Source organism: Streptomyces sp. NPDC059373, from assembly GCF_042751495.1.
Lineage (GTDB): Bacteria > Actinomycetota > Actinomycetes > Streptomycetales > Streptomycetaceae > Actinacidiphila.
This window is the reverse complement of the sequence record NZ_JBHYXC010000047.1, coordinates 1-19,268: the sequence shown is the minus strand read 5'-3', so window position 1 is coordinate 19,268 and position 19,268 is coordinate 1. Positions and strand designations below refer to the sequence as shown.

At 70.4% G+C, this 19,268-nt stretch carries 19 protein-coding genes; 14 read left to right on the top strand and 5 right to left on the bottom strand.

Translation table 11 applies throughout. The features are described 5' to 3' along the window. Positions 1-55 precede the first annotated feature (55 nt). A complete protein-coding gene (locus ACFXJ5_RS35755; protein WP_384640808.1) occupies positions 56-499 on the top strand; it encodes a MerR family transcriptional regulator in 444 nt (147 codons plus the stop codon). A 5-nt stretch (positions 500-504) separates the two neighbouring features. After that, positions 505-1,521, top strand: a complete 1,017-nt coding sequence (locus tag ACFXJ5_RS35750) for an aldo/keto reductase (RefSeq protein WP_384640805.1) — start codon at positions 505-507, stop codon at positions 1,519-1,521. Positions 1,522-1,525: 4 nt separating this feature from the next. Here the strand turns inward: ACFXJ5_RS35750 and ACFXJ5_RS35745 are convergent, their stop codons facing one another. Then, on the bottom strand, positions 1,526-2,725 hold the full coding sequence (locus ACFXJ5_RS35745; protein ID WP_384640802.1) for an alpha/beta hydrolase: 1,200 nt from the start codon (positions 2,723-2,725) through the stop codon (positions 1,526-1,528). 110 nt (positions 2,726-2,835) lie between these two features. Continuing rightward, positions 2,836-3,513, bottom strand: coding sequence for a TetR family transcriptional regulator (locus ACFXJ5_RS35740; RefSeq protein ID WP_384640799.1), 678 nt, complete (start codon positions 3,511-3,513; stop codon positions 2,836-2,838). Positions 3,514-3,687: 174 nt separating this feature from the next. Between ACFXJ5_RS35740 and ACFXJ5_RS35735 the strand changes: the two genes are divergently transcribed. Continuing rightward, positions 3,688-4,050: a peptidase inhibitor family I36 protein gene (locus ACFXJ5_RS35735; protein ID WP_384640797.1), complete on the top strand. Its 363-nt coding sequence runs from the start codon at positions 3,688-3,690 to the stop codon at positions 4,048-4,050. A 47-nt stretch (positions 4,051-4,097) separates the two neighbouring features. Beyond that, on the top strand, positions 4,098-4,352 hold the full coding sequence (locus ACFXJ5_RS35730; protein ID WP_384640795.1) for a small hydrophobic protein: 255 nt from the start codon (positions 4,098-4,100) through the stop codon (positions 4,350-4,352). Between the two features lie 65 nt (positions 4,353-4,417). Here the strand turns inward: ACFXJ5_RS35730 and aceE are convergent, their stop codons facing one another. Further along, positions 4,418-7,150: a pyruvate dehydrogenase (acetyl-transferring), homodimeric type gene (gene aceE, locus ACFXJ5_RS35725; RefSeq protein WP_384640792.1), complete on the bottom strand. Its 2,733-nt coding sequence runs from the start codon at positions 7,148-7,150 to the stop codon at positions 4,418-4,420. A 401-nt stretch (positions 7,151-7,551) separates the two neighbouring features. On the opposite strand from aceE, the gene ACFXJ5_RS35720 reads away from it, so the two are divergent. The 6 genes from ACFXJ5_RS35720 (at position 7,552) to ACFXJ5_RS35695 (ending at position 11,900) form a co-directional block, all read left to right on the top strand. Continuing rightward, positions 7,552-7,992 carry a DUF3052 domain-containing protein gene (locus ACFXJ5_RS35720; RefSeq protein ID WP_127359816.1) on the top strand — a complete coding sequence of 147 codons (441 nt, stop codon included), beginning with the start codon at positions 7,552-7,554 and terminating at the stop codon, positions 7,990-7,992. A 161-nt stretch (positions 7,993-8,153) separates the two neighbouring features. Continuing rightward, the gene (locus ACFXJ5_RS35715) at positions 8,154-8,612 is read left to right on the top strand and encodes a peroxiredoxin (RefSeq protein ID WP_384640789.1); all 459 of its coding nucleotides are present in this window, start codon (positions 8,154-8,156) and stop codon (positions 8,610-8,612) included. A 70-nt stretch (positions 8,613-8,682) separates the two neighbouring features. Next, complete coding sequence (locus tag ACFXJ5_RS35710; protein WP_384640786.1) at positions 8,683-9,258, top strand: TerD family protein; 576 nt, start codon at positions 8,683-8,685, stop codon at positions 9,256-9,258. A gap of 66 nt (positions 9,259-9,324) precedes the next feature. Further along, positions 9,325-9,900, top strand: a complete 576-nt coding sequence (locus tag ACFXJ5_RS35705; protein ID WP_384640783.1) for a TerD family protein — start codon at positions 9,325-9,327, stop codon at positions 9,898-9,900. A gap of 24 nt (positions 9,901-9,924) precedes the next feature. Further along, the gene (locus ACFXJ5_RS35700; protein WP_384640780.1) at positions 9,925-11,079 is read left to right on the top strand and encodes a DUF475 domain-containing protein; all 1,155 of its coding nucleotides are present in this window, start codon (positions 9,925-9,927) and stop codon (positions 11,077-11,079) included. Positions 11,080-11,156: 77 nt separating this feature from the next. Further along, positions 11,157-11,900, top strand: a complete 744-nt coding sequence (locus ACFXJ5_RS35695; protein ID WP_384640777.1) for a Tellurium resistance — start codon at positions 11,157-11,159, stop codon at positions 11,898-11,900. Between the two features lie 11 nt (positions 11,901-11,911). Here ACFXJ5_RS35695 and ACFXJ5_RS35690 read toward each other — a convergent pair whose 3' ends face one another. Next, positions 11,912-12,826, bottom strand: a complete 915-nt coding sequence (locus ACFXJ5_RS35690; RefSeq protein WP_384640774.1) for a TerD family protein — start codon at positions 12,824-12,826, stop codon at positions 11,912-11,914. A gap of 203 nt (positions 12,827-13,029) precedes the next feature. On the opposite strand from ACFXJ5_RS35690, the gene ACFXJ5_RS35685 reads away from it, so the two are divergent. The 4 genes from ACFXJ5_RS35685 (at position 13,030) to ACFXJ5_RS35670 (ending at position 18,861) form a co-directional block, all read left to right on the top strand. Next, positions 13,030-14,196 (top strand): HpcH/HpaI aldolase/citrate lyase family protein, encoded by a 1,167-nt coding sequence (locus tag ACFXJ5_RS35685; protein ID WP_384640771.1) that lies wholly within the window; start codon positions 13,030-13,032, stop codon positions 14,194-14,196. Between the two features lie 35 nt (positions 14,197-14,231). Continuing rightward, positions 14,232-16,652, top strand: a complete 2,421-nt coding sequence (locus ACFXJ5_RS35680; RefSeq protein ID WP_384640896.1) for a phosphoribosyltransferase — start codon at positions 14,232-14,234, stop codon at positions 16,650-16,652. Further along, positions 16,649-17,470 carry an HAD family hydrolase gene (locus ACFXJ5_RS35675; protein WP_384640768.1) on the top strand — a complete coding sequence of 274 codons (822 nt, stop codon included), beginning with the start codon at positions 16,649-16,651 and terminating at the stop codon, positions 17,468-17,470. The genes ACFXJ5_RS35680 and ACFXJ5_RS35675 overlap by 4 nt, the downstream gene beginning before the upstream one ends. A 149-nt stretch (positions 17,471-17,619) precedes the next feature. After that, entirely contained in the window at positions 17,620-18,861 is a 1,242-nt protein-coding gene (locus tag ACFXJ5_RS35670) for a hypothetical protein (RefSeq protein WP_384640766.1), read from the top strand. An 11-nt stretch (positions 18,862-18,872) separates the two neighbouring features. Here ACFXJ5_RS35670 and ACFXJ5_RS35665 read toward each other — a convergent pair whose 3' ends face one another. Beyond that, on the bottom strand, positions 18,873-19,094 hold the full coding sequence (locus ACFXJ5_RS35665; RefSeq protein WP_384640763.1) for a zinc ribbon domain-containing protein: 222 nt from the start codon (positions 19,092-19,094) through the stop codon (positions 18,873-18,875). Positions 19,095-19,268 lie beyond the last annotated feature (174 nt).

Sequence of the window (19,268 nt, the reverse complement as noted above, 5' to 3'; positions counted from 1 at the left end):
TCCGCGTTGAAAAATGTTTGCTTGGAGTGCGCTCTAAGGTTCTAGCGTTGAAGACATGACCGTGACGCAGGTGGCGAAGAGCAAGCCCGGCAGCGTACGCAGCTGCGAGGACGATACGGCACACCCGCTCCCGGACGGCAGGGACCAGTACACGATCAGCGAGGTCGTCGCCTGCACCGGGCTCAGCGCGCACACCCTGCGCTGGTACGAGCGGATCGGGCTGATGCCGCACATCGACCGGTCCCACACCGGCCAGCGCCGCTTCACCAACAAGGACCTCGACTGGCTGGCCTTCGTCGGCAAGCTGCGGCTGACCGGGATGCCGGTCGCGGACATGGTCCGTTACGCCGAGCTGGTGCGCCTCGGCGACCACACCCGGGGCGACCGGCGCGAGCTGCTGGAAGGCACCCGCGTGGACGTGCTGCGCCGGATCGCCGAGCTCCAGGACACCCTTGCGGTCCTTGACCACAAAATCGACATGTATGCGGAAAGGGCTTGACCCCGATGGCCAACGCAAAGATCCAAAAGACCGCACTCGGCACCGGCGGACCCCTGGTCGGAATCCAGGGCCTGGGCTGCATGGGCATCAGCGAGTTCTACGGCGACACCGACGAGGCCGCCGCCCGCGCCGCCCTCGACGCCGCGCTCGCGGCGGGCGTCACCCTCTTCGACACCGCCGACGTGTACGGCTCGGGCGCCAACGAGGAGTTCCTCTCGCCCTTCGTCCGCGCCCACCGCGACGAGATCACCCTGGCGACCAAGTTCGCGATCGTACGGAAGGCCGCCGACCCGCACTACCGGGGCATCCGCAACGACCGCGCGTACATCCGCGAGGCCGTGGAGGGCAGCCTGCGGCGGCTCGGCGTCGATGTGATCGACCTGTACTACATGCACCGGCGGGACCCGTCCGTGCCCTTCGAGGAGTCCGTCGGCGCGATGGCCGAGCTGGTCAAGGAGGGCAAGGTCCGCCACCTCGGCCTGTCCGAGGTCACCGGCGCGGAGCTGCGCGAGGCGCACGCCGTGCACCCGATAGCGGCCGTCCAGTCCGAGTGGTCGCTGTTCAGCCGGGACGTCGAGATCTCCCTGGTCGGCGCTGCCGCCGAGCTGGGCGTCGCCGTCGTCCCGTACTCGCCGCTCGGGCGCGGCTTCCTCACCGGCGCCTTCCAGGACGCGGCCGCCGACCTCTCCGGCGGCGACTTCCGCCAGTTCCAGCCCCGCTTCACCGGCGAGAACGCCAAGCGCAACGCCGACCTTCTCGACCCGGTGCGCAAGGCCGCCAAGGCCCACGACGCCACCCTCGGCCAGATCGCCCTCGCCTGGCTCCACCAGCGCGCCCAGGTCCACGGCCTCACCGTCGTCCCCATCCCCGGCACCCGCAAGGCCGACCGCGTCCGCGAGAACACCGCGGCCACCCGGATCACCCTCGACGACGTCGAGCTGCAGTGGCTCGAGCCGATCGCCGGCCAGGTCGCCGGCGACCGCTACCCGGACATGTCCTCCACGTCGGCCGCGCGGGAGTAGCGGCTCACACGCCCGCCGTGCAGGCCGCGCCCGTGGCGCAGCGGATGGAGCTGTAGCTGCCGAGCGCTATACGGGTGAAATTGGCGAGGCTGCCGGTGCCTTCGCGGAAGTAGCCGGCGTGACCCTGTGCGCCGGTGGCGTCGATGACGCGGGCGCCGAAGGCGTGGGAGACCGGGTCGGCGCCGTGGCCGAGGCCGGCGAACTCGAGGTGGGGGACGTCGCTGATCCAGTCGGTGGCGTCCCGGGTGGCCCAGATGCGCGCGGTGGTGTGCAGGTCGGAGGCCCGCTGGACCCGCATGCCGGGGCTGCCGAAGACCGCGATGTCGGAGACGGTGGCCCCGGTGCCGGGCAGGGAGGGCGCGGCCACGCCGCACAGCACGGAGCCGTACGAGTGGCAGAAGAGCGAGACCTGCGAGCTGGCCGGAAGCGAGGCGAGCAGGGCGTTGAGCCGCTTCGCGCCGACCTCGGCGAGTTCACCGGTGGAGGCGTCCAGGCCGACGCCCGAGGGCGTGATGTAGTCGGCCCAGGCGATGACGGCGGTGTGGGCGGACGGCTGGGCGGCCTGCTCGGAGGCGTAGAGCGAGCGGGCCATGCCGACCGGCGACGAGTACGCCTTGACGGTGCGCTCGAACGACAGGATGTCGGTGTCGACGCCGGGGACGACCACCGAGATCCGCTTGGCGGTGCTCAGGTCGCCGAAGACCTCGGCGGCCCGGCCGCGCCCGGTGGGGTCGAAGGCGAGGATCTGCCGGCCGTCGCTGAGCAGCGAGGCGTAGCGGTTGGCCAGGCGCCCCGCCTCCTGGCGGCCGTCGGCGGTGAGCAGGGTGCTGTGCGAGCGTTTGGCCTCATCGGCCTCCGCGGTGGCCAGCGCGATGCGGTTGGCCTGATAGCGCAGCGACACCGGGGCGCCGTTGAGGTTGCCCACGACGAGGGGGTAGCGGGCCGCGAGGCCCTGCCGCTGGGTGGGGGACAGCGTGGCGAAGAAGTGCGCTACGGCGTCGGCCCCGGCCTCGGGGCTCGGCAGGTGTCTGCCGCCCACGGAGCCCTTGAGCCAGGAGGCCGCGGCGGCGGTCCTCGGGTCGGTGTAGCCCCTGGAGCGGTGCAGGGCGGTCCAGCCGGTGGTCGCCAGCATCACAAAGACCACGGCCAGGGCCAGTAGGGCCCGCAGGGAGGGCGAGCTGAAGCGCTCGTCGACAAAGCCCAAGGATTTCGCCTCGCGGTGTACGTGGGGGATAAAGGGGTGACCCCGGGGAAAACGCGGTACGGGCAACCATAGGAGACGGGGAGCCTCCCCCGGGCCGGTGGTGACTCAAGTCACGTTTGAGACGGGGGGATTCCCGCGTTTCGCGTACGGTGTCCCCAGTCCTGTGTAAGTGCCGGTGCCAGCAGGGCCAGATGCTCCTCGGTGGTACGGCGCATCGACTCCACGCTCGTCTCCTCTCCGTGACTCCATTCACACCGCGCCGACCGCACGACGCCGACGAACGCGGCGACCAGCACCCGGGCGCGCGGATCGCTCCTCGGGTCCAGTCCCTCGCGGCGTGCGATCACTTGGGCGAGGCGTTCCTCCGTGGCGGCCGATCGCCGCATCTGCGCGGCGAGCAGCGCGGGCGTCGACTCGATGAGCCGATAGAGCCTCAGATGGACCGATATGGGGACAATTGCGCCGATTGTGGCGCCGATGTTGTCCCACGACTCGACCAGTGCTCCGCGCAGTGCCTCGAAGGGCGCCTCACCGGCCGGCCTCGCGGCCACGGCGTCCACGAACTGCTCTCCCGAGGTCTCCTCCAGGGCGAGCGCGACTTCCTCCTTGTTGGCGAAGTACCGGAAGAAGGTGCGCTGGGAGACGTCGACCGCCGCCGCGATCTCGTCGACCGTGGTGCGCTCGTAGCCCTTTCGGACGAACAGTTCGACCGCGGCGCGGACCAGGGCGTCGCGGGTGCGCTGCTTCTTGCGCTCGCGCAGTCCGGCCGAAGGCGGCGTCTCGATCACTGGAATCCCTGGGTCCGGATTGCACATTGGGGGGCACACGATACCCCCGCGTAACACGGCTGCTGTCAACTCCCTATCAGGGTGAAATCGGACTCATCCCCTTTTACCGGTTGCGTGACCCGACGAAGCTGATCAACGCCTCTTACGGCTCATACGACACGGGGAGTGATCCACATGCGCAAGATCCTGACCGCCGCCGCCCTCACCGCGGCCGCCGCCATCGTCCCGGCCACCGCCGCGCCCGCCACCGCCGCCCCCGCGGGCGACTGCTCGCCGGGCGAGCTGTGCCTGTGGGCCAAGCCCGGCTACCAGGGCGGCCGTACGGTCCACGAGCTGGCCGACACCGACGTCAACTCGTGCGTGCCGCTGCCGGAGGGGGTGAGCGCGAAGTCCTTCGTCAACCGCACGGGGCGGCTGGTGACGACCTATCAGAGCCGTGAGTGCGCCACCGAGGGGGACTTCGTGACCTTCCCGTCCGGGAGTTGGGTACCGGAGTCCCGGCACACCGTCAGGGCGTTCCAGATCGTCGACCAATAATCCGGGCGGCACGGGGCAGGCGAACTCTTGACACCGAGGGAGGTGCCATGCCGGTTCGAACCTCTACCCGTACCGATACCGGAACTCTGGCCGTCATCGGCGTGATCTGCGCCATCGCGGGCTTCTTCGTCCTGGGCATCGTGCTCGGCCCGGTCGCCATCGTCTGCGGCTGGCTCGCCATGGGCCGCACCTGGGGCGGCAGCAAGTCCATCCCGGCCGTCGTCGCGCTGGTCCTGGGCGGCATCGACACGATCGTCGCGCTGCTGTGGCTCACCGGCGCCGGCTGGGGCGGCGGCCTCTGAACGCCCCGGGCCCCCGCCGCTACTGCGCGACGGGGGCCCGGCTTGGCACTACGGCGACGTAACCGTCACGCGTCGCCCCCGGCAGCGCCGGGGTCGGCGGCGGTGACGTCGAGGAGCTGGTAGCGGTCGATGGCCTGCTTCAGCACCGAGCGGTCGATCTTGCCCTCCTTGGCGAGCTCGGTGAGCACGCCGAGGACGACCGACTGGGCGTCGATGTGGAAGAAGCGACGAGCCGCGCCCCGGGTGTCGGCGAAGCCGAAACCGTCGGCGCCCAGCGACTGGTAGGTGCCGGGGACCCAGCGCGAGATCTGGTCCGGCACGGCCCGCATCCAGTCCGAGACCGCGACGAACGGGCCCTGGGAGCCGGCGAGCTTGCGGGTCACGTACGGGACGCGCTGCTCCTCCTCGGGGTGGAGGAGGTTGTGCTCCTCGGCCGTGACCGCGTCACGCCGCAGCTCGTTCCACGAGGTCGCGGACCAGACGTCGGCCTTGACGTTCCACTCCTCGGCGAGGATCTTCTGCGCCTCGATGGCCCACGGCACCGCGACACCGGACGCGAGGATCTGCGCCGGGATCGCGCCGGTGTCGCCGGCCTTGTACTTGTAGATGCCCTTGAGGATGCCCTCGACGTCCACGTCGGCCGGCTCGGCCGGGTGCACGATCGGCTCGTTGTAGACGGTGAGGTAGTAGAAGACGTCCTCGCTGTTCTCGCCGTACATCCGGCGCAGGCCGTCCTTGACGATGTGCGCGATCTCGAAGCCGAACGCGGGGTCGTACGCGACGACCGCCGGGTTGGTCGAGGCCAGCAGGTGCGAGTGGCCGTCCGCGTGCTGGAGGCCTTCACCCGTCAGGGTCGTACGACCGGCCGTGGCGCCCAGCACGAAGCCGCGGGCGAGCTGGTCGCCCATCTGCCAGAACTGGTCACCGGTGCGCTGGAAGCCGAACATCGAGTAGAAGACGTAGATCGGGATCAGCGGCTCGCCGTGCGTGGCGTAGGCCGAACCGGCCGCGATCAGCGAGGCCGTACAGCCCGCCTCGGAGATGCCGTCGTGCAGCATCTGGCCGGTCGGGGACTCCTTGTACGCCAGGAGCAGCTCGCGGTCCACGGCCTCGTACTGCTGGCCGAGCGGGTTGTAGATCTTCGCGGACGGGAAGAGCGAGTCCATGCCGAAGGTGCGGTACTCGTCCGGGGCGATCGGCACGAAGCGCTTGCCGATCTCCTTGTCCCGCATGAGGTCCTTGAGCAGCCGGACGAAGGCCATGGTGGTGGCGATCGCCTGGGTGCCGGAGCCCTTCCTGGTGACCGCGTAGGCCTTGTCGTCGGGAAGCTGCAGCGGCTTCGCGCGCACGACGCGGGTCGGGACGTAGCCACCGAGGCCGGCCCGGCGGTCGTGCATGTACTGGATCTCCTCGGACTTCGCGCCCGGGTGGTAGTAGGGCGGGTAGCCCTCTTCGAGCTGCTTGTCCGTGATGGGGATGTGCAGCCGGTCCCGGAAGCGCTTGAGGTCGTCGGTCGTCAGCTTCTTCATCTGGTGGGTCGCGTTGCGGCCCTCGAAGTTCGGACCGAGCGTCCAGCCCTTGACGGTCTGGGCGAGGATGACGGTCGGCTGGCCCTCGTGCTCCTTGGCCGCCTTGTACGCCGCGAAGATCTTCTTGTGGTCGTGGCCGCCACGGCCGAGGTGCAGGATCTGGTCGTCGGTGAGGTCCTCGACCATCTTGCGCAGCCGCTGGTCGTCGCCGAAGAAGTGCTGGCGGATGTACGCGCCGGACTCGGTGGCGTACGTCTGGAACTGGCCGTCGGGCGTGGTGTTGAGCTTGTTCACCAGGACGCCGTCGCGGTCCTGGGCGAGCAGCGGGTCCCAGCTGCGGTCCCAGACCAGCTTGATGACGTTCCAGCCGGCGCCGCGGAACTGCGACTCCAGCTCCTGGATGATCTTGCCGTTGCCGCGCACCGGGCCGTCGAGCCGCTGCAGGTTGCAGTTGACGACGAAGGTGAGGTTGTCCAGGCCCTCGCGGGCCGCCAGGGAGAGCTGACCGAGGGACTCGGGCTCATCCATCTCGCCGTCGCCGAGGAACGCCCACACGTGCGAGGCGGAGGTGTCGGCGATGCCGCGCGCCTGCATGTAGCGGTTCATCCGGGCCTGGTAGATCGCCCCGAGGGGGCCGAGGCCCATCGAGACGGTCGGGAACTCCCAGAAGTCCGGCATCAGCCGCGGGTGCGGGTAGCTGGACAGGCCGTACGGGGCCTTGGACTTCTCCTGCCGGAAGGCGTCGAGCTGCTGCTCGGAGAGCCGGTCCAGAAGGAACGCGCGGGCGTAGACGCCAGGGGAGGCGTGGCCCTGGAAGAAGATCTGGTCGCCGCCGTCACCGCCGTCCTTGCCCCGGAAGAAGTGGTTGAAGCCCACGTCGTAGAGGGAGGCCGAAGAGGCGAAGGTGGCGATGTGGCCGCCGACGCCGATGCCGGGCCGCTGGGCACGGGACACCATGACCGCCGCGTTCCAGCGGGTCGCGTTCAGGACCTTGCGCTCGATCTCCTCGTTGCCGGGGAAGAACGGCTCGTCCTTGGTCGCGATGGTGTTCACGTAGTCCGTGCTGCGCATCTCGGGCACGGCCACGCGCTTCTCGCGGGCACGCTCGATAAGGCGAAGCATCAGGTAGCGGGCGCGCTCACGTCCGCGCTCGTCGATAGCGGCGTCAAGCGAGTCGAGCCATTCCGCCGTCTCCTCGGGATCAAAGTCCGGGACCTGGCTGGGAAGGCCGCCAATGATGATCGGGTTGCGATCGGATCCGGAAGCCACGCTGTTCCTTCGCTACTAGGGTCTTGCTCTGCTGGGTCGCGCCGCCTCCATCGTGTACCGCGTCGCTCGGAATCGTCATCTCTACTGAGCGGTAACCGCCACGTAGTGAGACAGACCCCTTACAGACTCGTACATGTCCCTTGCGCGACGCTGGTGGCCCGACGGCCAAATCTGAACTCTACGCCCACTCGGTCGTACGGCCGACCGGGGCACCGATTAGGGTGGAACCCTCGCAAAGTGGCGTGATCTGCGTCACGATTTGACGTGCGGGTTGCGGTGACACGTCAACGTATGGGCGTGATGGGCGGCTGGGTACTTGCGCGATCCGCCGCGCCCGTGTGGACTACCGCCAATAACCCGCGCAGTGGCGGGAAGGTATCCCCCATGACAGGAGGCAAAACGTGAGCGCGACCGCGGACCACGCGGAGGAGCGGACCAACCCGGCTGGCCGGCTTGGTTTCGAGCCCGGACAGGTGGTCCAGGAGCTGGGTTACGACGATGACGTCGACCAGGAGCTCCGCGAGGGTATCGAGGAGATCACGGGCGAGGAGCTCGCCGACGAGGACTACGACGACGTCGCGGACGCCGTCATTCTGTGGTTCCGCGATGACGACGGCGACCTGACCGACGCCCTGGTCGACGCCACGTCCGCCGTCGACGACGGTGCCCAGATCTGGCTCATGACCCCGAAGACCGGCCGCGACGGACACGTCGAGCCGAGTGACATCGGAGAGGCCGCGCAGACCGCCGGCCTGGCTCAGACGAGCAGCGTCAATGTGACCAAGGACTGGACCGCCAGCCGACTGGTCACCCCCAAGACCGCTCGGGCGGGCAAGAAGTAGGTGGACCGCACTTCACGGCGCCCCCGCAGACCCCTGGTCTGCGGGGGCGTGCCGCGTTCACCCGCGTGCACCCTGTCCTCGGGGCGGCTGGGTGGGGCGTAGTCGCGGGTGACAGACTTGGGCCGCGCGACAGGCTTCCGTGACCAGAGAGGTGTGTTTCCATGGCGATCGCCGTAGGCGAGAACGCTCCGGACTTCGAGCTCAAGAACCAGCACGGCCAGACCGTCCGGCTCTCCGACTTCCGCGGTGAGAAGAGCGTCGTACTGCTGTTCTACCCCTTCGCTTTCACCGGTGTCTGCACGGGCGAGCTCTGCGCGCTGCGCGACGAACTGCCCACCTTCCAGAACGACGACGTCCAGCTGCTCGCGGTGTCCAACGACTCCCCGTTCACGCTGCGCGTCTTCGCCGAGCAGGAGGGCCTGGACTACCCGCTGCTCTCCGACTTCTGGCCGCACGGCGAGGCCTCGCGGGCGTACGGCGTCTTCGCCGAGGACAAGGGCTGCGCGGTGCGCGGCACCTTCGTCATCGACAAGGAGGGCGTGGTCCGCTGGACCATCGTCAACGGCCTCCCGGACGCCCGTGACCTCAAGGAGTACGCAAAGGCGCTCGAAGCGCTGTAGCGAACGGGAACCGCTCACTAAGCTCGGTGCGTTGTCCTGGAACAAGGCAAGTGACCATTTGGGAGGACTCGTGGGAGTCAGCCTCAGCAAGGGTGGCAACGTATCGCTGACGAAGGAGGCCCCCAATCTCACGGCCGTCATCGTCGGCCTCGGTTGGGATGCCCGCACCACCACGGGCTCGGACTTCGACCTCGACGCCAGCGCGCTCCTGACGGGCGCGGAGGGCAAGGTCCTCTCCGACCAGCACTTCGTGTTCTTCAACAACCTCAAGAGCCCCGACGGCTCCGTCGAGCACACCGGTGACAACATCACCGGTGAGGGCGAGGGCGACGACGAGCAGATCAAGGTGAACCTGGCCGGGGTCCCGGCCGAGATCGCCAAGATCGTCTTCCCGGTGTCGATCTACGAGGCCGAGACCCGGCAGCAGTCCTTCGGCCAGGTCCGCAACGCGTTCATCCGCGTCGTGAACCAGGCCGACGACCGAGAGCTGGCGCGCTACGACCTGACCGAGGACGCCTCCACCGAGACCGCCATGGTCTTCGGCGAGCTGTACCGGCACGGCGCGGAGTGGAAGTTCCGCGCCATCGGCCAGGGGTACGCGTCGGGGCTGCGCGGCATCGCGCAGGATTTCGGCGTCAACGTCTGATCCATCAGTACGGCACCGCACCCCGCCGGCGCGGTGCCGTACGTCTGTCGGGGAGGAACGCAGGACATGGGCGTCACGCTCGCCAAGGGGGGCAATGTCTCCCTCACCAAGGCCGCGCCGAATCTCATCCAGGTGATGATCGGACTCGGCTGGGACGCGCGCTCCACCACCGGAGCGCCCTTCGACCTCGACGCCAGCGCCCTGCTGTGCGCCTCGGGACGGGTGCTCGGCGACGAGTACTTCGTCTTCTACAACAACCTCAAGAGCCCGGAGGGCTCGGTCGAGCACACCGGCGACAACCTCACCGGTGAGGGCGAGGGCGACGACGAGTCGATCCTGGTCGACCTCACCAAGGTCCCGGACCACGTCGACAAGATCGTCTTCCCGGTCTCGATCTACGAAGCCGACACCCGGGGCCAGACCTTCGGCCAGGTCAGCAACGCCTTCATCCGCGTGATCAACCAGTCCGACCAGGCCGAGCTGGCCCGCTACGACCTCTCCGAGGACGCTTCCAGCGAGACCGCGATGATCTTCGGCGAGCTCTACCGCTACAGCGGGGAGTGGAAGTTCCGAGCCGTAGGACAGGGGTACGCGTCCGGTCTGCGGGGCATCGCCCTAGACTTCGGGGTCAACGTTTCGTAAAGCGGCAAAGGGATTGGGTTACCAGTGCTCCTGAGAACATTCGGCTGGTCGTTGGGCATCACCGCCGCCGGCCTGGCCTTGGCGGGCGTCCTCTGGGGCGCGCAGGGGCTCGCGATCGTCGCGATCCTCTCCGTTCTGGAGATCTCGCTCTCCTTCGACAACGCTGTGATCAACGCCGGCATCCTCCGGAAGATGAACGCCTTCTGGCAGAAGATCTTCCTGACCGTCGGCGTCCTGATCGCCGTCTTCGGCATGCGGCTGGTCTTCCCGGTCGTGATCGTAGCCATCACGGCGAAGATCGGCCCCATCGAGGCCGTCAAGGTCGCCATCCAGGACCCGACCCGCTACGAGCACCTGGTCACCGCCGCCCACCCGGCGATCGCCGCCTTCGGTGGCGTCTTCCTGCTGATGATCTTCCTCGACTTCATCTTCGAGGCGCGCGAGCACCAGTGGCTGGCCTGGCTGGAGCGGCCGCTGTCCAGGCTGGGCAAGCTCGACATGCTGTCGGTCGTCATCGCACTGGTCGCGCTGCTGGTCACCTCCATGACCCTCGCCACCGACGTCGCCCACGGCGGCGGCGACAAGAGCGCCACCGTGCTGCTGTCCGGCGTCGCCGGCCTGATCACCTACCTGGTCGTGGGCGGCATCTCCGGCTACTTCGAGGACCGCCTGGACGAGGACGACGACGCCTCCGACGACGCCCCCGGCGAGGCAGGAGCGGTCGCGGAGACCTCCCGGAACGGCAAGAGCGGGGCGGTGTCCGCCGTCGGCCTGGCCGGCAAGGCCGCGTTCTTCATGTTCCTCTACCTCGAGGTCATCGACGCGTCCTTCTCCTTCGACGGGGTCATCGGCGCCTTCGCCATCACCAACGACATCTTCGAGATGGCACTCGGCCTCGGCATCGGCGCGATGTACATCCGGTCGCTGACCGTCTACCTGGTCCGCAAGGGCACCCTGGACGACTACGTCTACCTCGAGCACGGCGCGCACTACGCGATCGGCGCGCTGGCGGTCATCCTGCTCGTCACCATCAAGTTCGAGATCAACGAGGTCATCACCGGTCTCGTCGGCGTCGTCCTGATCGCCGCTTCCTACTGGTCGTCGGTGGTGCGAAACCGCCGCGAAGGGGAAAGCTCAGGACAGTCGAACGACAAGGCGGAAGTCACCTCCGGGGTCTGACCCCGGTCGACGACAAGGCCCACCCGCCCCCCGCCGCCCGGCGGGGGGCGGTTCGCGTCCAGGGGAGGGGTAGCGGTATGTGGCAGTTCCCGAGTTTCCTGCGGCCCAGTGGTGCCGCGCAGTTCGATGTCGCGAACGCGCACACCGTCGAGCTGACCCGGCGGCATCCGATCGTGTCCCTGACCAAGCAGGGCGCGGCGGCCGGCAATCTGCGGATCAACCTGTCGTGGTCCATGCGCACCTCCGACACCGGCGCCTTCGGCAAGCAGGGCGGCACCTGGCTGGGCCGCCAGCTCTCCCTCTTCAAGCCCGAGCCCGTCCAGGCCGCCGGCCCCGCCATGGTCAACGTCGACCTCGACCTGGCCTGCATGTACGAGCTCGCCGACGGCACCAAGGGCGTCGTCCAGCCGCTCGGCAACTTCCTCGGCGACCTCGACGCGCCCCCGTGGATCCAGATGAGCGGCGACGACCGCTTCGGCGGCTCCTCGGGGGAGACGCTCTACATCAACTTCGACAAGCGCGACGAGTTCAAGCGCCTGCTCGTCTTCGTCTACATCTATGACGGCACGCCCGCGTTCGACCGCACCCACGCCAAGGTCGAGATCTTCCCGACCTCCGGCCCCCGGATCGAGATCCCCCTCAACGAGCGCGAGCCGCAGGCCCGCTCCTGCGCCGTCGTCCTCATCGAGAACAAGAAGGGCGAGCTGCTCGTGCGCCGCGAGGTCAAGTACGTGTACGGCTTCCAGGCCGAGCTCGACCGGCTCTACGGCTGGGGCCTGCAGTGGGGCCGGGGCTACAAGGCCAACAACGCCGTGCGCTAGGTGCCTGGCGGCTAGCGGCGTTCCTGGAACTGCGGGCCCTGCGGCGGAAGCGCGAAGGCGGTCGGTGAGGCGAGCGGCTGCGAGGGCGGCGGCGGGGCCTGCTGCGGGTAGCCGTACGCCGGGACGGTGAGCGGCGCCTGCTGGGTCTGCGGATAGCCGTAGGCGGAGGCCGGGGCGGGCACGGGAGCCGGGACGGTCGGGGGCTCGGTGGGCGGGTAGCCGTAGGCGGGCTGGGCGAGCGGCTGCGCGGGCACCTGCGTGGGCGCGGGCAGCGGGTAGCCGTCGGGCTCGGGCACGACCGTGGGCGCCGGCACCGGCTGCGGGACGGACGTCGGCTCCCCGGCGGCCTGGCGGGCGGGCGACGGCACCGGATCCGGGCCGGGGGCGTCGGGCGCGGGCCCGTCCTCGTCCACCGAGATGCCGAACTCCGTGGCGAGGCCGATCAGCCCGTTCACGTACCCCTGTCCCAGGGCGCGGAACTTCCAGCCCTCGCCCCGCCGGTACAGCTCGCCGCAGATCAGCGCCGACTCGCGGCCGGTGTCCGGCACCACGTCGAACACCGCCAGGGTCTCGCCGCTCGCGTCGTACAGCGTCAGCCGCAGGTCCGAGATCAGCCCGAACGGGCTCTCGTCGGCGGACGCGCAGATGGCCACCCGGTCCACCCCTGCGTCGAGCGCCGCGAGGTCCACCTCGACGCTGTCGGTCAGGCCCTCGGCGACGCTCTGCTTGGGCAGATGGCGCACCAGCCCCGAGGGATGCCTCGGCTGGTTGTAGAAGACGAAGTCCGCGTCCGAGCGGACCCGACCGTCAGGGCCGAGCAGCAGCGCCGACGCGTCGACATCCGAGCCGGGGCTCCAGCGCAGCACCGCGCGCACCCCTGACGCGTTCAGGGGGATGTTCGAGCCCTTCACCATCGCGTGCGTCATGTCCGTCATCCTGCCCTTTCGGGCGCCGTGCCCACAACGCGGGCGCGAGCGCGGTCGAGATGACACGCCCAGGACTCGAGGGGGTTACCTGATTTTCACGCACGGCGGGAACGAAGGTTGTATACCCACACGTACGATAATCGGCCAATGGCGTCGGGGGACGATGCCCGCCACACTTTCCATCACAGACCACGGGGATTCGCATGCGCCACTTCGGGCACCTCGCGCCAGACGTACGCAGTGAGCTGTTCCACCGCGAGCCGCAGGAGTTCACCTCCGACTCGCCGACGCGCACGCTCTCCGTGGCCCTGGGCGCCACGCTCTACAGCCCGGCCACCCGGGAGACCCTCGCCGACGACGTCATCAAGCAGGCCGGACGCGGCGTCGTCTCGATGGTGCTGTGCCTCGAGGACTCCATAGACGACCGCGAGGTCGAGGGCGCCGAGCAGAACCTCGTCCGCCAGTTCGCCGACCTCGGCGCCCGTACCAAAAGCGGCGAACTGCCGCTGCTCTTCATCCGGGTCCGCACCCCTCGCCAGATCACCGACCTCGCGCGGCGCCTCGGCGAGGACATCCGGCTGCTGTCCGGCTTCGTCCTCCCCAAGTTCACCGAGGAGACCGGCGTCCCCTTCCTCGAGGCCCTCACCGCCGCCGAGGCCGCCTCCGGGCGGCGACTCTTCGCGATGCCGGTCCTCGAATCCCCGCAGCTCCTGCACCTGGAGACGCGCACCGAGACCCTGTACGGGATCGCCCGCACCGTCGACAAGTACCGCGAGCGGGTCCTCGCCCTGCGGCTCGGCGTCACCGACTTCTGCTCCGCGTACGGGCTGCGCCGGTCGCCCGACATGACCGCGTACGACGTCCGCATCGTCGCCTCGGTCATCGCGGACGTCATCAACGTGCTCGGGCGGGCCGACGGCACCGGCTTCACCGTCACCGGGCCCGTGTGGGAGTACTTCAGGCACTCCGAGCGGATGTTCAAGCCGCTGCTTCGGCACAGCCCCTTCGTCCCCGAGGCGGTCGACCTGCGCCAGTCCCTCATCCAGCACGACATGGACGGACTGCTGCGGGAGATCGAGCTCGACCGCACGAACGGACTGCAGGGCAAGACCTGCATCCACCCGTCGCACGTCCTGCCGGTGCACGCGCTCAACGTCGTCTCCCACGAGGAGTGGAGCGACGCCGTCGACATCCTCCACGAGGACCGCAGCGGCGGCGGTGTGCTGCGCTCCGCGTACACCAACAAGATGAACGAGGTGAAGCCCCACCGCGCCTGGGCCGAGCGCACTCTCCGGCGGGCCGAGGTCTTCGGCGTCGCCCGCGAGGAGACCGGCTTCGTGGAGCTTCTCGCGGCATGCGTGCCGGCGTGACCGACAGCGTGACGACAGAACGGAACACCCACCCCATGACGCACACCTGGACCGGCCAGTGGGTCGCCGACCGGCTCGGCATCGAGCTGCACGGGGACGGCCTCACCGACGTCCTCGGGCTCGCCGTACGCCGCAACAAGAAGCGCGCACACCTCCTGGTCTCCAACGTCCTGGGCAAGCACGTCCCCCAGCGCCCTGCGGTCGTCTACGACGCCGGCCACGGCCTCGGCCTCCGCGTACGGGCCCTCCTCGGCGACGCCGCCGCCGCGCGTTCCGTCGTCCTCGGCTACGCCGAAACCGCCACCGGCCTCGGCCACGCCGTCGCCGACGGCCTGGGCCTCGCCCCCTACCTGCACTCCACCCGCCGCCCCGTGGCGGGCGTCGCCGCCGTCGGCGGCTTCGAGGAGGAGCACAGCCACGCCACGTCGCACCTGTTGCTGCCGGAGGACGCGGGGCTGCTGGCCGGGGACGGGCCGCTGGTGCTGGTCGACGACGAGTTCTCGACCGGACGGACGGTCCTCAACACGGTGCGGGACCTGCATGCCCGCCACCCGCGCGAGCGGTACGTGGTGGTCGCGCTGGTCGACGTACGGTCCGCGGAGGACCGCGCCCGCCTGGACGCGTTCGGGGCAGAGCTGGGCGCGCGGGTGGAGCTGATCGCGCTGGCCTCCGGCACGGTCGTCCTGCCGGACGGGGTGCTTGAGCGGGGGCAGGAATTGGTGGCCGAGCACACTTCAGCCCGTCCGGCGTTGGAGGATCTGGGCTCTGGGTCGGGAAAGGGCGGGGTGGGGGAGACAACCCCCCGCGTCGACCTCGGCTGGCCCGCCGGCCTGCCGGACGGCGGCCGCCACGGGTTCACCCCGAAGCACCGGACCCGCCTCGAAGCCGCGCTCCCCGGCATGGCGGCCCGCCTCGCCGCCGCCCTCCCGGAGGGCGCACGCAGCGTCCTCGTACTGGGCAACGAAGAGCTGATGTACGCCCCGCTGCGCCTCGCGCGCGCCCTCGACGAGGCCCTCGCCGGCACGGCGGACGTGCGGTTCTCCACGACGACCCGGTCGCCCGTACTCGCCGTGGACGACCCGGGATATGCGATACGTACCCGTATCGTTTTCCCTGATCACGACAATCCGGCCGACGGCGACGGCGAACGCTACGCGTACAACGTCGCAGGCGGGGGCTTCGACGCGATCGTCGCCGTCGTGGACTCGGCGGGGGACACCCCCGCCCTGCATGCCCCCGGCGGGCTGCTCGCGCAGCTTGCCGAACACACAGAAAGGCTGCTGCTCGCCGTGGTGCCTTCGTACGAACCCAGCACGCTGCCCGAGCCCCTGCGCGGCCCGGCCTTCTCCTCCTACGCACCGGAAGAAGTCGGCTGGCTGCTCAAGGACCTCTCGGACGTGGAGCTGGAGGCGCCGACCGAGGAGCGCGAGGAGGCGATCCAGAGCGGGGGCGCGCACTACGCGGAGTCGCTGCCGGTGGAGTACCAGCCCAGCCCCGACTACCAGGCCCTCTTCCGGGCCGCACTCGACACCTCGGCGACCCGGATAGCGCGGGCGGTGGGCGCGGTGACCGAGCTGGTGCTCGCCGAGCGCGGCCCGGACGCGGTGCTGGTGTCGCTGGCCCGGGCCGGAGTGCCCGTGGGCGTCCTGATGCGCCGCTGGGCGCGCCACGCGCACGGCCTGGAGCTGCCGCACTACGCCGTCTCCATCGTGCGCGGCCGGGGCATCGACACCACCGCCCTGCGCTGGCTGGCCGCCAACCACGACCCCAAGCAGGCCGTCTTCGTCGACGGCTGGACCGGCAAGGGCGCCATCACCCGCGAGCTGGCCGAGGCCGTCAAGCCGTACGGAGGCTTCGACCCGGAGATCGCCGTCCTGGCCGACCCCGGCGGCTGCGTACGCACCTACGGCACCCGCGACGACTTCCTGATCCCCTCCGCATGCCTCAACTCGACCGTCTCCGGGCTGGTTTCGCGGACCGTGCTGCGCGCCGACCTGATCGGACCGGACGACTTCCACGGCGGCAAGTTCTACCGCGAGCTGGCCGGCGCCGACGTCTCCGGGCTGTTCCTCGACGCGGTCGAGGCGCGCTTCGCGGAGGTCGCCGAGGAGGTCGCGTACGACGTGAAGGCGCTGCAGGCCGCCGACCGCTCGCCCACCTGGGAGGGCTGGGCGGCGGTGGAGCGGATCAGCGAGGAGTACGGCATCGGCGACGTGAACCTCGTCAAGCCGGGTGTCGGCGAGACCACGCGGGTGCTGCTGCGCCGCGTGCCCTGGAAGATCCTCGCCCAGCGCGGCGCCGGGTCCGACCTCGACCACGTACGGCTCCTCGCCGAACAGCGCGGCGTCCCGGTCGAGGAGGTGGACGGCCTGCCGTACTCCTGCGTCGGCCTCATCCACCCCCGCTTCACCCGCGGCGCGACCGGCACCGACGGCAAGGCGGTGGCGGCCAAGTGACCAGCAACGTGACCCGCAAGCTGGTCGCCAGCGACCTCGACCGCACCCTCATCTACTCCCCGTCCGCCCTCGCCCTCACCATGCCGGACGAGTACGCCCCCCGGCTGCTCTGCGTCGAGGTCAACGAGGCCCGCCCGCTCTCCTTCATGACCGAGACCGCTGCCGGGCTCGTCCAGGAGCTCGCCTCGGCGGCGGAGTTCGTGCCCGCGACGACGCGTACGCGCAAGCAGTACCGGCGGATCAATCTGCCCGGGCCCGTACCGCGCTTCGCGATCTGCGCGAACGGTGGCCACATCCTGGTCAAGGGCCACACCGACCACGACTGGAACACCGAAATGCGGCGCCGCCTCGCCGACGGCTCCGCGCCGCTCGCCGAGGTCCGCGACCACCTCGCCCTCACCGCCGACCCGGCCTGGCTGCGCAAGGAGCGGGTGGCGGAGGAACTCTTCGTCTACCTCGTCGTCGAGCGCTCCCTCGTACCCGAGGGCTGGGTCAAGGAGCTGGCCGGCTGGGCCGACGAGCGCGGCTGGACCGTCTCCATGCAAGGCCGCAAGATCTACGCCGTCCCCAAGCCGCTCACCAAAAGCGCCGCCCTCGCCGAAGTCGTCCGCCGCACCGGCGCCCACCGCGTCTTCGCCGCCGGCGACTCCCTCCTCGACGCCGACCTCCTCCTCGCCGCGGACGCCGGCTGGCGGCCCGGCCACGGCGAGCTCTTCGACACGGGCTGGACGGCGCCCCACGTCGAAGCGCTCGGCTCCGCCGGCGTGGCCGCGGGGGAGGAGATCCTCCGCCGCATGGTGGCTGTCGCCACGGCCTGAGCCCAGTTTCGGGAAGGGGCGGGGTGGGGGAGACGACCTGCCGCGCAACCGGACCGGTCGGTGTATTCGTCTCGGGTGGGTGGGAGACTGGACCGGAAAACGGGAAAAGCAGGATGCGCAGCGGCGCGGCGGAGCGGGAGAGAGCGACTGTGACGACGGCACGCTCGTGGTGGCGGCGCGGGGACAACATCCGCGCCGACGCGCAGGCCGCGAAGGACGCCGCCGCCGAGGCGTTCTATGAGCTGGACAGTGCGCAGCGGGATCTGGTGATCTCGATAGAGACGATCACGGCGGTGGACAACTCCCCGGCGGCTCAGCGCGCCCGCGCGGACTTCCGGGCGCTGGGCGAACGTATCGACCAGGTCAGCGGCGCCTACATCGCGGCGGTCGACGCCCACGACCTGGACCGGGACGAGCTGGACGCCTCGGCAGCGGCGCACGCCCGGACGGAGCTGACCAAGGCGAAGGACGACCTGGTCAGGGCGAAGGCGGACCTGGACAGGTTCGGGGAGAGCCTGGGGCCGTTGCTGGGGAAGGCGGAGACGCAGCTGGCACGGCTGGCGCCGGCCGTGGAACGGGCGCGGCAGGGACTGCTGGCGGCGAGCAACGCGCTGGACGCCGTACGGGCCTCCGGCCTGAAGGCGGACGACCTGGCGGGGCGGCTGGCTGCACTGGCGCCGGAGCTGAGGAAGCTGAACCAGGGCGCCGGCACGCACGGGGTGCAGGCGACCATCCAGCGGGCGGACGAGGTGGTGCGGGCCGCCGAGGCGATCCGGGCCGAGGCGGCACGGCTGCCGGAGCGGGCCCAGGAGATCGACAAGCGGCTGGTCAGCCTCCGTACGCGTACACAGGCGCTGGCGACCCGGGCGGAAGGCGTGGACCCGATCCTGAGCGAGCTGCGGCGGCGCTTCAGCCTGGCCTGCTGGGAGGACCTGCAGCAGGTCCCGGCCCACGCGCGCACCGTGCTCCCGCAGGCCGAGGCGACGCTCGCGGAGGCGGCGAAGGCGCGCGACGAGCAGCGCTGGCCGGACGCGACGTCACGGCTGAGCACGGTACGGGCGCTGCTCGACGAACTGGACGGGGCGGTGTCGGCGGCCGGTGACCGGCTGCGGCGGCTCAACGAGGTGCAGAAGGACCCGGCGGCCGAGGTCGAGAAGACCCGGTTCGCGATCCGCGACGCCCAGCGCCTCGTCATGCAGGGCCGCTCCACCCCCGAGCCCCGCCACGCCCGCCCGCTCGACGACGCCGTGGCCCGCCTGGACCGCGCCGTCGCCGGTCTCCAGGGCCGCCACCCCGACTACTGGCACTTCCTCACCGAGACCGCCGCCGTACGCGAGACGGCGGCCCGGGTCGTCGCCAACATCCGCGAGGAGCGCGCGGCCCACCACTGACAAGACAGGCCCTAACCGCAGCAGCCCCCACCGCAGCAGCCCCCGCCGCCACCGCCGCCGGAGGCGGGGCGCGACGGCGCGGAGGCGGTGCCGCCCACCGCCACGGTCGACAGCAGCTTGACCGTGTCCTCATGGCCCCCGGGGCAGCTCGCGGGGGCGGACGACTCGGCCATCGGGCGGTTCAGCTCGAAGGTGCTGCCGCAGGACCGGCAGCGGTACTCGTAACGGGGCATGGGGTCAGCTTAGGCCGCGTCCGGGCGGTCATGGGCGGTCCGGGCGGCGCGAAGGGGCCGTTCGTGACCGCCTGGGCGCGGCCTAGGCCCAATGCCGGTGACTTAGGTTCTGTCCTGCCGAGTGATGGTGACGGTGTCTGGTGCGGGTGGCGTCCAGTTGCGGTGCTCGGCCCG

Bases quoted from the DNA above. Each gene is read 5' to 3' on its own strand.
- ACFXJ5_RS35755 (WP_384640808.1), top strand. From the start codon at position 56: ATGACCGTGACGCAGGTGGCGAAGAGCAAGCCCGGCAGCGTACGCAGC.
- ACFXJ5_RS35750 (WP_384640805.1), top strand. From the start codon at position 505: ATGGCCAACGCAAAGATCCAAAAGACCGCACTCGGCACCGGCGGACCC.
- ACFXJ5_RS35735 (WP_384640797.1), top strand. From the start codon at position 3,688: ATGCGCAAGATCCTGACCGCCGCCGCCCTCACCGCGGCCGCCGCCATC.
- ACFXJ5_RS35730 (WP_384640795.1), top strand. From the start codon at position 4,098: ATGCCGGTTCGAACCTCTACCCGTACCGATACCGGAACTCTGGCCGTC.
- ACFXJ5_RS35715 (WP_384640789.1), top strand. From the start codon at position 8,154: ATGGCGATCGCCGTAGGCGAGAACGCTCCGGACTTCGAGCTCAAGAAC.
- ACFXJ5_RS35705 (WP_384640783.1), top strand. From the start codon at position 9,325: ATGGGCGTCACGCTCGCCAAGGGGGGCAATGTCTCCCTCACCAAGGCC.
- ACFXJ5_RS35695 (WP_384640777.1), top strand. From the start codon at position 11,157: ATGTGGCAGTTCCCGAGTTTCCTGCGGCCCAGTGGTGCCGCGCAGTTC.
- ACFXJ5_RS35690 (WP_384640774.1), bottom strand. From the start codon at position 12,826: ATGACGCACGCGATGGTGAAGGGCTCGAACATCCCCCTGAACGCGTCA.
- ACFXJ5_RS35685 (WP_384640771.1), top strand. From the start codon at position 13,030: ATGCGCCACTTCGGGCACCTCGCGCCAGACGTACGCAGTGAGCTGTTC.
- ACFXJ5_RS35680 (WP_384640896.1), top strand. From the start codon at position 14,232: ATGACGCACACCTGGACCGGCCAGTGGGTCGCCGACCGGCTCGGCATC.
- ACFXJ5_RS35665 (WP_384640763.1), bottom strand. From the start codon at position 19,094: ATGCCCCGTTACGAGTACCGCTGCCGGTCCTGCGGCAGCACCTTCGAG.